We start from the raw sequence: 13,098 nt of genomic DNA, 5'->3' as shown, positions 1-13,098 counted from the left end.
GAAGGACACTATGGGCGGGTTCAGGGCCCACAGGGCGGAAAGGCGAAACTAGGTGGTGATTTGGCCGAAATTAGGGGTCAATTTGGAGCAACTAGGTGGCGTTTTGGGATGGCCTAGGTGTGCGGAGCCAGCGTCTGATTGCATGACTTCGGGCTCGGCTTGGGAGCCGCTATGCTGGGGCCCTCGCCGATTTGGGGACGTCTGAACATGAAGAAGAAACACGGTAAAAGTGCCAACAGCTATTGGCTGACGCTGGCTGGCTGTTACGGGCTGACCATCGGCGCCGCCACCATGGCAGCGATGCCGTGGCTTTTGATTGTGGGCGGCGTTTTCATCGTCTTCCCCTTGATCGTGGGGTTCTTTTACGGCCAGATCGGCCGGAAGGTCCAGTACCACCTCGCCCCGGAAAAACCGGCGATCGTCATCACAGCCACGGCATTTGCCATCGTGGCGATGTTCCTGCGCGGCTCACCCATCGTCGCCTGGGCCGGGCCACTTCTGGGCTTTGCCACCTTCGTCGGCACGTACCTTTGCCTACGCCGTTATGGTCACTTCCATCGGAGTGCCCCCGAGTTTTCGCTCAATCAGGAAAGGGAGCACGCAGGCTGATCTCCGGCGGTCAGGCTCGCGTCATCGGTCGCCGGTTAGCATGCCTTATGGAATCCTTCACCTGGGCTAAACCCTCCACTGATCACTCGGCACGAACCAAGGTAGCCGTCCTGCTTCCCGGTTCCGGGTACCCGGTTGAGGGCCCAGTCCTCTTCTGGGTTGGTGAAATGCTGGGAGCACTGGGCTGGCATGTTCAGGCTGTCCGGTGGACTCCTGACGATTTGCCCGGTGCTGGCCCTCAAGAGTTCGCGGCGGCTGCCGCTAAGACGGCTTTCGCGGCCGCACCAGACGCCGATCAACGATTGATTGTCGCCAAGTCCTTCAGCACCCTGTGTATCCCTTGGGCCGAGGAAGAGCGCATCCCGGGTATCTGGCTGACGCCGCTGCTCACAGACGAGAGGGTCAGAAGTACTATCAGCATGTCTTCAAAGGACGATCTCTTTATCGGCGGTTCATTGGACAAGCTGTGGGACGGCGGACGTAAGTCTGAGAGTGCCGGGACGTTCTTTGAGGTGCCCGGGGCCGATCATTCCCTGCAAATCCCGGAAGACTGGCGAGCCTCCCAGCTAGCTCAAACCGAGGTGTTCGATCGGATAGAGGCGTTTGCGGCGGGGCTGCCCTCTACTACATAACTGCGCGGCCGACGCCAGTGGTTGTCCCGTCAGATGAAACCTAAACGGCCTAGAAGCTTGTACGCTTCGGCGTCCTCGCATGTTTGCATGGATAGCTGCGTCACGAACTCCAAGCTGCACGCACTCGATAGTGGGAGCATCGACGCGCCCCTGTAAGCGCATTCAGACATCTTGGGTTCGGTTTACAGGCGGACCGTCGGCGCAGCACTTCTGTGCTGATACAGCAGCGGCTCCCTTGTACGCAGGCAGATGGTACGACGTATTGGGGGATATAGGCCTATGGCGGCATGGGGGACAGCAGCCGTGGTTTTGTCGTTCGCGCGGTTTACATGAGGAAGCCAAGGGCTTCCTCGGCGGGTGTGGCTGCCGTGGCCGTGAGCCTGGCCGCGCTTCAGCTCGGTAACGGTATGGCCGTTGGGCTCATTGGAGCTGCTGGCGCAGGAATTGCGACGTGCCTGAGAGTAGGAATCGGAGCTTTGGCACTCCTTCCTGCCCTCTGGTTTGTAAGATACTCCGCTGTGGTATCCCTGCGCCGCATCGTCGGCTATGGTGTCGTTTTGGGATTGATGCAGCTTTGCTTCTATCAAGCAATTTCCCATATTTCGCTGTCTCTAGCGGTTTCCATTGAATTCATTGTCCCCTTGGTACTCGGCTGTCTGCGTACGCGCCCTCGGGCGGTCCGGCTTGCGGTTTTGGGCGCCGTGGCAGGACTTTTCCTCATTGTGGACTACGCCAGCCGACCGGATCCCGCGGGAATCCTGTGGGCCGTGGCTACCGGGATTCTGTTGAGCGTTTATATCAAGGTGGGGACGACTATGCCGACTGCGTCCCATCCGCTGGCAGTGTTATCCAAGGCTTTGTGGGTCGCGTTCCTAGTTGTTCTAGCAGGGCAGATCCTAACCCCAGTTCCTGACTTGCAGACAGCAGACCGGTGGGTGGGCCAGGCGCTTGTCGTGGCACTGCTGACCATAGCTATTCCATTTTCTCTGGAACTTTTCGCCATGAAGCGTCTTCGCGCGCTTCCCTTCGCAATGGTGTCGGCTTTGGACCCCGCGTTGGCTGCGATCGTCGGCGTACTAGGCCTTAACCAGTACTTGGACGGCCGACAGATCACGGGGCTGATCGTTCTCACCGGGTGTGCCGTACTTAGCGTCTGGACGGATGCTCGCGCCCAAACAAGCAGACAACTGAAATCTAAAAAACGAGGAGCATAAGTTGAAACCAATGAATTGCTGTGGCACCCACCTTGTCTGACTCGTTCCTCCACACGTGCCGGGACTGAGAGGGATGCGTTTGTGGCTGCTGTGGGTTCCACGTTGCGTGCCGGTGCTCCAATTCTTCAAACCCCGCATTTGTCAGTTGATAACATTTTCGCAGCGGACCGGTAGGTGATATTTCCCACCTATAGGTGGCTAATCCTTGGTGCCTCAATCGATTCATGAGTGCGTATAAATCACTTTCACATTCGCTATATTCTGGCCAATATATGGCCCGATGACCGCCTTCGGAATAGGACTCGTCGTGATGGCCATTGCAGTCGCAGTAGATCGATTTATTGGGTTGCGCCGAAGGCAACGGCTAATCGCGGGAGAGCATGAGTGAACGCACTTACGCCACCAGCCGCCCCTCCGGACGTTGACGCAAGGACATCACAGCGAGCGCGTACAGCAACCCCCGGGCCACGCCGAACAACCACGGGAACGGCAGGTCGAAGCCCAACCAGAACACCGCTTCGACAGGTAGGAGAGCCAGCCCAAGAACAAGCCCGGACCGGCGTCCCTTCCATGCGAGCCAAGCAGCGCAGGACGCCACCAAGACCACGACCAGGAATGCCATCAGCAGCGACACGAAGACCCAGCCTTCCAGGCCGTCCCACGGTCCCGCGTACATCGGGAACAGGTCCATGAACATCGGCAGATACCCGTTTTGGAGGAGGTAGATGCTGACAGGTATCGCAGGAATCCCGAACGCCGCCGCATAAATCCAGGTCAGCACGGCCGCCACACGCGCTTTCTGCATAGCCTTCCCTCGATTCGGCCCGCCCCGATCCACCGCTCAGTACAAGCAGATAGATCCAGTGTGGAACAGAGGATTCACGAGTGGAAGCCCTCTGCGCTAGGCTTCCTCGAACCAGCCCCGCGCCGGGTTGGAGACCTCGGGCGCTTCCCGGAAAACGCCGGGCTGCGCCACCCAGCCAACCCCGTTGGCGATGACCTTCTGGATCTGCGGCTGGTGGTACACCGGGTATTCCTGGTCCCCGGGGCTGAAGTAGAAGATCCGGCCCTTGCCGCGGGAGAAGGTCACGCCGGAGCGGAACACCTCGCCGCCCTCAAACGAGCTGATGAAGATCAGGTCATCGGGTTCCGGAATGTCGAACAGTTCGCCGTACATTTCCTGCTGCGGAATCACGATGGGGCTCTCAATGCCGGCTGCGATGGGGTGTGACGGCTTGACCGTCCACACGAGTTCGCGTTCGCCCTCGTTGCGCCACTTCAGCGAGCAAGTGGTCCCCAGCAGCCGGGTGAAGATCTTGGCGAAGTGCCCGGAATGGAGCACCACCAAACCCATGCCACCTAGGACGTGGCGCTGCACGCGCTCCACCACCTCGTCACTGACCTCGCCATGTGCGATGTGCCCCCACCACAGCAGCACGTCGGTCTGCTCCAGCACCTCTTCGGAGAGTCCGTGCTCGGGATCGGCGAGTGTCGCCGTCGTGATTTCCGAGTCCGGGTAGAAGCCGCGCAGCCCGGCGGCGATGGCACCGTGGATGCCTTCGGGGTACATCTCGCCGATCGTGGCAGGCTCGTTCCGTGCCTCGTGCACGGCCTCGTTCCAGACGACAATCTTCAATTTCGCATCAGACATTTCAGAGCACCACTTCACGTTGTTCGAGGGCGGATTTGTAGCAGGCATCGAGCACCAGGGCCCGGCTGAGGGCCAGTGAACCATCATGGCTTCCCCATACAGTTTCGCCGCCGCGCACGGCAGCAATGAAATCGTCGACGACGGCCTGGTGGGCTCGCCCGGGTTCGGCCACCACTTCGAAGTCGGCGTTTTCGCCGTCCTTCTCGGTGAAAACGTGGACGTCCGCGACCGGGTTCTCGGAGGCGCCGACCGAGCGCAAGTCCGCTCCGCCGTCGGTCCCGTAAACCGTGAAGTCCATCAGGTCCCGCTCGTCGCGGTACGTGGCCCATCCCGCTTCGAGGATCAGGGTCCCACCGCCTTCCAGCCGGATGAACGCGGAAGCGAAGTCTTCCACTTCAAACTTGTGGCTGGAGTTCGACGCCGTGTACCGGGCGTTCCCGCCGAGGCCGCGAGGGCCGAGTTCGGAATGGGTCGACGCCGAGACGGCCAGCACCTTGGGCTCGCCCAGGAGGTGCAGCGAGTAGTCCAGGACGTGCACGCCGATGTCGGCAAGCGGGCCGCCGCCGGCGAGTTCCGGGTTGGTGAACCAGCTGCCCAGCATCGGAATGCCCTGCCTGCGCAGCCAGGATGCCTTGGCGTAGTACGGGCGACCCAGCGTCCCGGCGTCGATCACTTCCTTCAGCGCCTGGATGTCGCCGCGGCGGCGGTGGTTAAACGCAACGTCCAAGACGCGGCCAGCCTTGCGGGCGGCGTCCACCATCTGTTGACCCTCGACGGCGTTGCGCGCCAACGGCTTTTCGCTCAGCACGTGCAGCCCTCGCTCCAGCGACGCAATGGCGATGGGTGCGTGCAGGAACGTCGGCACGGCGACGCTGACGGCGTCGAGGCCTTCGAGCTCGATCATGTCTTCCCAGCGGGCGAACGCGTGGGGAATGCTGTATTCCTCCTTCAGCTGGGCAAGAAGGTCAGCTTCCATGCCCGCGACGGCGACGATCTCGACGCCGTCGATATTGCTGTACGCCTTGAGGTGCTGCTGGCCGGCCCAACCGATGCCCACAACTCCCACTTTGAGGGTTGTGGACGGGGCCTGCTGCTGAATGCTCACGTTGTTCCTGTTCTTTCTGTGGTTACTAGGTTTTGGGGTTAGCCCTTGACGGCGCCGGCCGTCATGCCGGAGACAATTCGCTTCTGGCACACGAGCACCAGGATCACGAGCGGGACAGTGATGATCACCGACGCGGCGCTGATGGTGCCGAGGGGTTGGTCGAACTCGCTGGTGCCGCTGAAGAACGCAATCGCCACCGGCACTGGACGGGCTTCCGGCGAGGTGGTCAGCGTGACGGCCAGGAGGAATTCGTTCCAGACCGAGATGAACACCAGGATCGCCGTCGTGGCCAGGCCGGGGACAGCCAGCGGCAGGATCACCTTGCGGAAGGCGACAAACGGCGTGGCACCATCCATGTACGCGGATTCCTCCAGCTCACGCGGGATCTCCTTGAAGAACGACGTCAGCGTGTAGATCGCCAGCGGCAACGCAAACGTCAGCTTCGGGATGATGAGGCCCAGCAGAGTGTCGTACAGCCCGATCTCGCGCCAGATGGAGAACATTGGGGCCGCGATGGCAATAGCCGGGAACGTGGTGACCGAGAGGATCAGCGTCAGGATCATCGCCTTGCGGCGCATCTTCAACCGGGCCAGCGCATAGGCGGCGAAGGACGCGAACACCAGCGCCACGGTTGTAGTCACGACGGCGATAATCACCGAATTGCGCAAGGCCAGGAGGAACTCGGGGTTCTGGAAGACCACCAGATAGTTCTCGAGCGTCGGCTGACTCGGGAAGAGCTCGCCTTGGGACAGGCTCGCACCCTTCTTAAAGGAGGTGTTGACCAGCCAGTAGAACGGGATGAGCGAGAAGGCCATGACGGCCACCACGAACACCCATACCAAGGGGTGCAGTTTCGATTCCCCACGCAAGCGACGCTTCGGCGCCTTGGTGCGCGTGGCGAGTTCCGCCGTCGGGCGTTCTGCAATCAGCGTGCTCATTGTTCCTCCTTCGCGACGTCGCGGATGTTGCCGCCGGCGAAGCGGACGTAGATGACCGAGACCACCATGACGGTAAGGAAGGTCAGGATGGACAGCGCCGAGCCTTCGCCCACCAGCCGGTTTTCGCGCAGTTGCGTGTAGGCGAGCATGGACATGGATTCGGTGCCGTTGGCGCCGCGGGTGAGCACGAACGGCAGGTCGAAGACGCGGAGGGCATCCATGGTGCGGAAGATCGCGGCGAGGACGATTGCCGGGCGCAGCAGCGGCAGGGTGATGTTGACGAAGGTCTGCCATTTGCTGGCGCCGTCGAGTTCCGCGGCCTCGTACGTTTCGGCGGAGATGACCTGCAGGCCAGCCAGGATGATGAGCGCCGCGAAGGGCGTGGTCTTCCAGACGTCGGCCATGACGATCACGGCCATCGCATAGCCGTGCTCACCGAGCCAGACGACGTCGCCGCCCGGCAGCCCCAGCGTGGAAAGGACGTTGGTGACCAAGCCCATGTTGGGCTGGAACATCGTTTGCCAGGTGATGGCGCTGACCACGGTGATGATGGCGTACGGCAGCAGAACCACGGTGCGCAGGACGGCGCGGCCCTTGAACGCGAGATTGAGCAGGAGCGCCATGGCCGTGCCGAGGACGAGTTCCAGGCTGACGGAGAGGCCCGCGAAGAGGAAGGTCTGGCCGAACGCCGCCCACCATTCTTGGCTTGCGAGGGCGGTGATGTAGTTTTCCAGGCCGACGAAACGAGACAGGCCGGCGGTGCGGACGCTGTACTGGTTCAGCGAGAGCCAGATCGCGTAGCCGATGGGGACCGCCGCAACCAGCGCCATGATGACCAGCGACGGCGCGGTCATGCGGAACGCGAGCTTGCGTTCGGCGCGGTCGCGGCCGCTTGTCTTCGCTGGGCCGCGGCTTGGCGGGATTGTTTTGATGGCCATGACTAGAAGCTCGCCTTGGCGGCGGTGATTTCCTCGGCCATCTTCTGCACGGCTTCCTCAGTGGTGGCGGTGCCGGAGAGGACGGCGTAGACGTTCTTGTAGATCGCCTGCGAGATCTGCGGGTAGACCGGGGAGATCGGGCGCGGCTTGGCACCCTTCACCGAGGCGAGGAGTTCCGTGGCGAACGGCATCTTCTGGAGAACCGCCGGGTCAGAGTAGGCCGCTTCGTTGACCGGGGCCTGCGAGTAGTCCATGGCTACGTGCTTCTGCCAGTCCGGGGTGGTGGCAAAGTCGATGAACGCGACAGCCCCGGCCTGGTTGGTGGAGTGGGCCGAGATCGCCAGGTTCCAGCCGCCCAGCACGCCGGAGGCCTTGCCGCCTTCCCATGCGGGCAGCGGCGCGACCGCGAAGCTGGATGCCAGCGGTGTCGCGTTGAGCAGGCGGTAGACGTGCGGCCAATTGCGCTGGTACCCGAAGTCGCCGGACTCGTAGGCGAGGCGGGCCGGGTCTTCGTTGTAGGTGAGGACGGCGCGGTCGGCTGAACCGTTCTTGAGGCCCTCGCTCATGAAGTTCAGGACATCGCGGGTTTCCTTGGAGTCGATTGTGACGTCGCCCTGGTCGTTGAGGACTTCGCCGCCTGCGCTGTAGAGCATCTCGAGGAAGTTCACCGTGAGGCCCTCGTACTGCTTGCCCTGGTAGACGTACCCGTTGCCGGGAGCCTTGGCTGCTTCCGCGTAGAGCTGCTGCCAGGACTCGGGCTTGGCCACCTTGTCCTTCTGGTAGTAGATCAACCCGGCGTTGGTGAAGAACGGCGAGCCCCAGTACTTGTCCTGGTACTTGGTGGTTTCCACAGTGGAGGGAATGAGCCGGTCCTTGTTGGCTTCCACCAGCTTGGTCTGGTCCAGCAGCCAGCCCTGCGAGGCGAACTCGGAGGTCCAGATGACGTCCGTGACGAAGAGGTCGCACTCCGTGGACTTGCCTTCGAGCCGCTGCACGATCTGCGTGCGGGCTTCATCCGTGGTGGCGCCGATCTCGGTGTACTTGGCCGTGACCTTGCCGTTCGCCTTCGTGAACGCCTCCGCTGTGCCCTTGTAGATGCCGCTCGCGTCCTTGACGCCGCAGATGTTCACGGCACCGCTGGCATTAGCGCCCGACGCCGGATCGGCAGCTGCCGCTTGCTCGGCACCTTGGGGTGCTGCTCCCCCGCCGCACGCGCTGAGGAGGAGGGCCGCTGCTATGGCGGTTGCGGCTAGGGCTTTGCGGTTTCTGGCTTTGTTCTGGCTCTGGAGCGGGGAAGCAGGTCGGTTCAAGTCCACAAGTGGCTCCTTTGGTGGCTGTGGGCGGTGGGGTTCAGGGCGCGTTTTGGCTGTCCCGCGTTCTGAGGGTGGCTTCTTTGCCGGTGGTGCTTGCGATCCATGGAATCGATTCCAAATGTGCTCAAAGGAATCGGCCTTGCGGCCGTGGAATCGATTCCAAAGTAGTGTGACAGGGACCACTGAGGGCTGTCAACCCTCTTTATTTGGTGGAGTCTCGGATGACGAGTTCGTGCGGGAGGAAGGTTCGTCCCTTGCGATGTGAGCCCTCGACGGTCATTCGCTCCAGGAGTTCAGCGAATGCGACTCGGCCCATTTCATAGGCCGGCTGCCTCACCGTGGTCAGCTCCGGGACGCACATTTCTGCTTGGGCAGAGTCATCGAAACCGGCTACGGCGATGTTGTCGGGAACCCTAAGTCCGGCATCCGTGAGTTCCCGAACGCACCCCGCTGCGACTACGTCGGTGCCGCAGAAGACCGCGTCCGGGAGGTCTTTTGCTGTGAGAAGCTTCTTGGCCAGCGTACGGCCGGCGTGGAAGCCGAAGTTGCCATCGCCCAACAGGATCTGGTCCGACTCCAAGCCCGCCTCTTCAAGCGCCTGACGGAAGCCCTCCTCGCGGAGCCGGCCCGAACGCGCGCCTCTATGCGCGAGCATGGCCAGCTTCCTGGCACCTGTGTCGATCAGGTGTTTGGTGATGTCGTAGGCAGCCTGGCGGTCATCGATGGACACGCCGAATGCTGCTTCGGCATCGACAATTTCACAGACCTGGATGACGCTGAGTTGCTCGGCGACTGTGTTCACTTCGTCGTCCGGCATCGTCGGCGAAAAGATCACTAGGCCGTCCACGGAGCCGTTGCGCAGCATATCCACGAGTTGCTGTTCGCGGTCCAAGTCCCCGTCGGTGGCTGCGATGAGGCTGACGTAGCCGGAATCCGCCGCAGCATCCCCGACACCTCGGAAGACTTCGCTGATGACGAGAGAATCCAGGTTCTTGGCAAGGGCCAGGACGCGCATCGTGCGGTCTCTTCGGAGATCCCTTGCTGAGGCGAGGGGACGGTAGCTGAGCTCCCGGATGGCCGCGTTGACCTTCTCCTTGGCCGCCTCGCTGACAGCCGGGCTCCCGTTCAAGACGCGCGACACCGTCCCTACAGACACGCCAGCAGTCCTGGCGACGTCCTGCACTGTCGGCCGAGCCATTAGAACCTCCTAGCGCATAGTGAGACGGGCCGTTACAAGCTCCTTACGCAGGTCATCTTTCCAGTTAGTCCCCGGGTACTGCACGTAACCAACGCCCGCCAAATCAGATGGGCGTTCAACTCCGGCATTCACTACGACAATGTTTTTTCGCCCAAGGGCGCTGATGAAGTAACCGAGTTCGAGCACCACATTCTGACGTGCTCGCGGACTGGGTGGAAGCCCTGCGCTGTGATCGCCAAGGGTTTGGCCTACGTCGTCCGGGGTGAGCAGGACGATCGCATATGACGTCTTCTCTCCGTAACTCTCGAATTTCTCGATGATGGTCATGCTGGCGCCAGCCTCCTGCGCGAGGGATATTGGCATGATGCCCGTCTCCCGGTGCACGTAGACCTGGATTGAGTGCAGTGCCGGTTCATCGTGGCCGTGCACCACGAAAATACGTCGTTCCGAGGGTTGTTCTGCTGGTGAGCCCGTGGTTGTAGGGGGCGACATCGTGTCGAATCGCGGCGGGTCCCAGGCTTTCTCCGCCGGCGTCACCCAAAAGCTCTCTGGTGAGCCTGATTGAGAGAAAGTCTGCTCGATCGGTGAGACGTCGGCTCCTTGTGTGGATGTGTCTAACCACGACGGTGGAATCTCAGAAGGATCTCTGGCATCGAGGTAATCCTGAAACAGGCGCTTAGTCCGGCTGGGCGCGTGCTCAGCTGTCCACGTCGGTAAGTCGGGCATTGCGTCGGCGATTAGATCCATACGTTCGGCTTCATTGGCGTTATCGCTAACACCCTCGTCGAGAATCCGAGCAACAATTTCCCCGGCTGCGTCCGGGTAATCGTCGTCGCCGAAAGAAAGGGACCGGTACAGCCGAGGGTGTGAGGACAGAATGTCAGAAGTACCGGTCTCTCGACCGAATTGACGCCATTCCTGTTCTTGCCACCGCTCTGCGGTGTAGTAGCTGGCAGCGGCTTGCAGGGGATCGGGTCGAACCATGCTTGAATCATACGGTCCGACCTGGCTAGACAACGATTTTCGTCCAGACGACAGGATCTCGATTTGGCAGTGAAACATTCCACTACGGCGAACCGATTGAGACTAGCCCCTCACTCGTATTTATCGACTTACGGATGCCCCCTGGTAGGACGTTGTCCAGCGACTCTCACCGTGGTTTCATCTCTTGCGTCCACGGATTGGGAAGATAGTCCGCTTTTGTCGTTTGAGGTCCTGTTGATCAAGAATCAGGGACGTTAGAGCCTGCTCTGCGGCACTCATTACGCCCGAACCAAACGAATTCTCTAACCAGTCACCTCATTAACTTCGCCACGAGAGGCAAGCCACATGGTGTGCTCTCTACTTATCGCTTCCTCGGCATCGGCAACAGACTCGGACCAGTTGGCGTCCTCCGCCGCAGTTAGAGTGGCAACCTGCTTCTCGAGTTCGGCAGCAGTGAGTGCATATGCGGAGCGCAGCACAGTATGTTGCTTTAAAGCTAACCAGGCCGCTCCTGCACCGATTCCTGCAGCCAATACGCCAGCAAGATCAAGCTCCCACCCGCCAAACAATCGACCTGCGGCGAGTGTAACTGCGATTACCTCAGCAACAAGCAGGCTTCCACGCCACCATGCAGCCGCTTTCTTATTGGCTGCAGACTTCCGCGTGTACCAATCGCGCTGGGCACGTGTTCGGCCCGTAAGGTATATCTCCCGACGCTCTCCGAGGCTTAGATTTCGGACAAGTTTCATAGCCGGGGTTGGGGAACTCCCGTCACCCGAGGGCAGCGCAACGGCTGGGGAGACCTGCTTCGCAACCTGACTAATCCTGGCTCGGAATAAGTTATCGGCTTCCTTAGCTGGTAGGTCTACGAAGAAGGGGTCAGCACACACTGCGTACCTCCAGCTCAGAGTCTTAGCTGACTCCGCACCAGCACGGGCCTGGTACCAGTCACGCTCTGGTTGCTGAGACGCCAAATATAGTTCAGCACTGAAAGCTGCAATGAAACCGACAAGGGCGACCAGCGCCCATAAATCCAAGTGTCCAATGCTAAGAGAAAAGGCGCCACCTACTGCCGCGCCGATCGCGCCAATCAGCCTGACACGGTTTGCGTTCAAGGCTGCTCGTTGAGCCTTTCCAGAAGCTGCGTCGGAGGCGAGAAAGAATGCCGGAAGCTGCTCATCACTGAGGTGCGGTTTCTCAGCTTGCATTGCGCAGTCGGAGAGGGCGGCTGTTGTTGACCCAGTGATCGTGGGTCGAACGGCGCTTGTAGGCTGCATCAATCCACTCAGCTAAAGTGGCCGCATTTGATGGATATTTCATCCACCGAGCGTAGGCAAGGTCAACATCGGACGAATCAACATTGTCCGCGAGCCTGGAAGGAAGTTGGCGAGTGAGGTTCGCCACTGATGGAAGTGTTATGGCAAGGAGGCCGTTGCGCGACGATGTGGATGTATTCCGCAAGGAAGCTGCAATCTCCCAGTCAACGAAACGCCGCCCCCACGTCTCGGCTCCAACAAGCACGAGCGTGACCGAACTGTCCCGGAGGTATAGGCTCCGAATTCGCTGCTTGATGTAGTCAGCGTCGGTGCTGTTAATAACATCACCAGCCATGGATGCGCCGATGCCGCGAGAAATCAATACGTCGTGGTCGTGATCGAAGTGGTCGATGAAAGTCGATACCTCAGCTTCGTCGGCATGATGGTAGGAGACGAAGGTCTTGTGACGCGTAAATGACTTGAGGATACTCGCCATGGTGAAGGGCCTTTCCGATAGGTTGTTTCGACTCTAGCGAATCGTGATGACATTGAACGGTTCTGAGCGCAAGCTAGCCCGCTTATGAGGGCTAGTCATCAGACGAAGGAAAAGCCCCGGCTTTCTTTGACTCGGGGTCCTAGGCCGCTGTGAGCACGGTCAGGTTGATTGTTTCATATTGGATGGGCGTGAGCTCCCCGCCGTCTTTGCCTTCGTCGGCGGGAGTAGGTCCCTTCGATCCAGATTGTGGCGGCCAGTCTGAGTTCTTGTCTTGTGAGCCACCGCTTACATCCAGGATGTTCTTTTGCAGCAGCGAGAAGAACGATTCCATTGCGGCGCTGTCCGCGCCCGCACCGACCCTGCCCATCGATCCGGTGAGCTCGTGGTGACGAAGCGATTCGACGAACCGGCGTGTCCTGAACTGGGAGCCGCGGTCCGAACGCCCTACATTTCCTGCAGGTTTGCCGCCCCGTGCGGCGATTTCCAGTGCGGCCACGGCGAGCGAGGACTTCATCCGCTGTCCATCTAGGACCCGACGATCATTCCGGAATAGACGTCCTTCAACGCGCAGAGGAGAGCTTGCCTCGACGGCACACCCGGCCCATATGGCAGGAGTGGTCCGCCCCATATCGCTGGACTGGCTCGGTCACTGGATCGTTTGTCCGCACTACCCTAGAAGTCCCGCCCGGACAAGCTAGCCAAGTCATGCCGTCCAGAACCGCAATCGCAACCACCTCCGGAAAGCTGTCTTGCTGGCTGTCCTT

General features: G+C 60.7%; 13 protein-coding genes and 1 pseudogene. 3 read left to right on the top strand and 11 right to left on the bottom strand.

All coding sequences use genetic code 11. The features are described from left to right. The first annotated feature begins 171 nt into the window (after positions 1–171). The 3 genes from HAV21_RS22300 (at position 172) to HAV21_RS15280 (ending at position 2,455) form a co-directional block, all read left to right on the top strand. Positions 172–609, top strand: a complete 438-nt coding sequence (locus tag HAV21_RS22300) for a hypothetical protein (protein WP_243753321.1) — start codon at positions 172–174, stop codon at positions 607–609. A 47-nt stretch (positions 610–656) separates the two neighbouring features. Beyond that, on the top strand, positions 657–1,241 hold the full coding sequence (locus tag HAV21_RS22295; RefSeq protein ID WP_243753320.1) for a hypothetical protein: 585 nt from the start codon (positions 657–659) through the stop codon (positions 1,239–1,241). 518 nt (positions 1,242–1,759) lie between these two features. Beyond that, complete coding sequence (locus HAV21_RS15280; protein WP_208096941.1) at positions 1,760–2,455, top strand: EamA family transporter; 696 nt, start codon at positions 1,760–1,762, stop codon at positions 2,453–2,455. 394 nt (positions 2,456–2,849) lie between these two features. On the opposite strand, the gene HAV21_RS15270 is transcribed toward HAV21_RS15280, so the two are convergent. From HAV21_RS15270 to HAV21_RS15220, 11 genes and pseudogenes are all read right to left on the bottom strand, one after another. Next, positions 2,850–3,260: a hypothetical protein gene (locus HAV21_RS15270; protein ID WP_166842328.1), complete on the bottom strand. Its 411-nt coding sequence runs from the start codon at positions 3,258–3,260 to the stop codon at positions 2,850–2,852. A 96-nt stretch (positions 3,261–3,356) separates the two neighbouring features. After that, positions 3,357–4,106, bottom strand: coding sequence for a ThuA domain-containing protein (locus HAV21_RS15265; RefSeq protein ID WP_166842327.1), 750 nt, complete (start codon positions 4,104–4,106; stop codon positions 3,357–3,359). Between the two features lies 1 nt (position 4,107). Next, complete coding sequence (locus tag HAV21_RS15260) at positions 4,108–5,211, bottom strand: Gfo/Idh/MocA family oxidoreductase (RefSeq protein ID WP_018778751.1); 1,104 nt, start codon at positions 5,209–5,211, stop codon at positions 4,108–4,110. Between the two features lie 38 nt (positions 5,212–5,249). Then, on the bottom strand, positions 5,250–6,149 hold the full coding sequence (locus tag HAV21_RS15255; protein ID WP_166842326.1) for a carbohydrate ABC transporter permease: 900 nt from the start codon (positions 6,147–6,149) through the stop codon (positions 5,250–5,252). Further along, complete coding sequence (locus HAV21_RS15250; RefSeq protein WP_166842325.1) at positions 6,146–7,087, bottom strand: sugar ABC transporter permease; 942 nt, start codon at positions 7,085–7,087, stop codon at positions 6,146–6,148. Before HAV21_RS15250 ends, HAV21_RS15255 begins: the two co-directional genes overlap by 4 nt. A 2-nt stretch (positions 7,088–7,089) precedes the next feature. After that, entirely contained in the window at positions 7,090–8,403 is a 1,314-nt protein-coding gene (locus HAV21_RS15245) for an ABC transporter substrate-binding protein (protein WP_166842324.1), read from the bottom strand. A 199-nt stretch (positions 8,404–8,602) separates the two neighbouring features. Continuing rightward, entirely contained in the window at positions 8,603–9,598 is a 996-nt protein-coding gene (locus tag HAV21_RS15240; protein WP_166842323.1) for a LacI family DNA-binding transcriptional regulator, read from the bottom strand. A gap of 9 nt (positions 9,599–9,607) precedes the next feature. Continuing rightward, positions 9,608–10,582, bottom strand: a complete 975-nt coding sequence (locus HAV21_RS15235; RefSeq protein ID WP_166842322.1) for a TIR domain-containing protein — start codon at positions 10,580–10,582, stop codon at positions 9,608–9,610. A gap of 302 nt (positions 10,583–10,884) precedes the next feature. Further along, positions 10,885–11,790 (bottom strand): DUF4231 domain-containing protein, encoded by a 906-nt coding sequence (locus HAV21_RS22500; RefSeq protein ID WP_166842321.1) that lies wholly within the window; start codon positions 11,788–11,790, stop codon positions 10,885–10,887. Beyond that, positions 11,780–12,334: a TIR domain-containing protein gene (locus HAV21_RS15225; protein ID WP_166842320.1), complete on the bottom strand. Its 555-nt coding sequence runs from the start codon at positions 12,332–12,334 to the stop codon at positions 11,780–11,782. The genes HAV21_RS22500 and HAV21_RS15225 overlap by 11 nt, the downstream gene beginning before the upstream one ends. Before the next feature lie 139 nt (positions 12,335–12,473). Beyond that, positions 12,474–12,907 (bottom strand): annotated as a pseudogene (locus HAV21_RS15220) (DDE-type integrase/transposase/recombinase); the annotation flags it as partial. Between the last annotated feature and the right edge of the window lie 191 nt (positions 12,908–13,098).

Source organism: Paenarthrobacter sp. MSM-2-10-13 (assembly GCF_011605365.1).
Taxonomy (GTDB): Bacteria; Actinomycetota; Actinomycetes; order Actinomycetales; family Micrococcaceae; genus Arthrobacter.
Note: the sequence above shows the minus strand (reverse complement) of the source record. Positions and strands in the feature narration are given on the sequence as shown.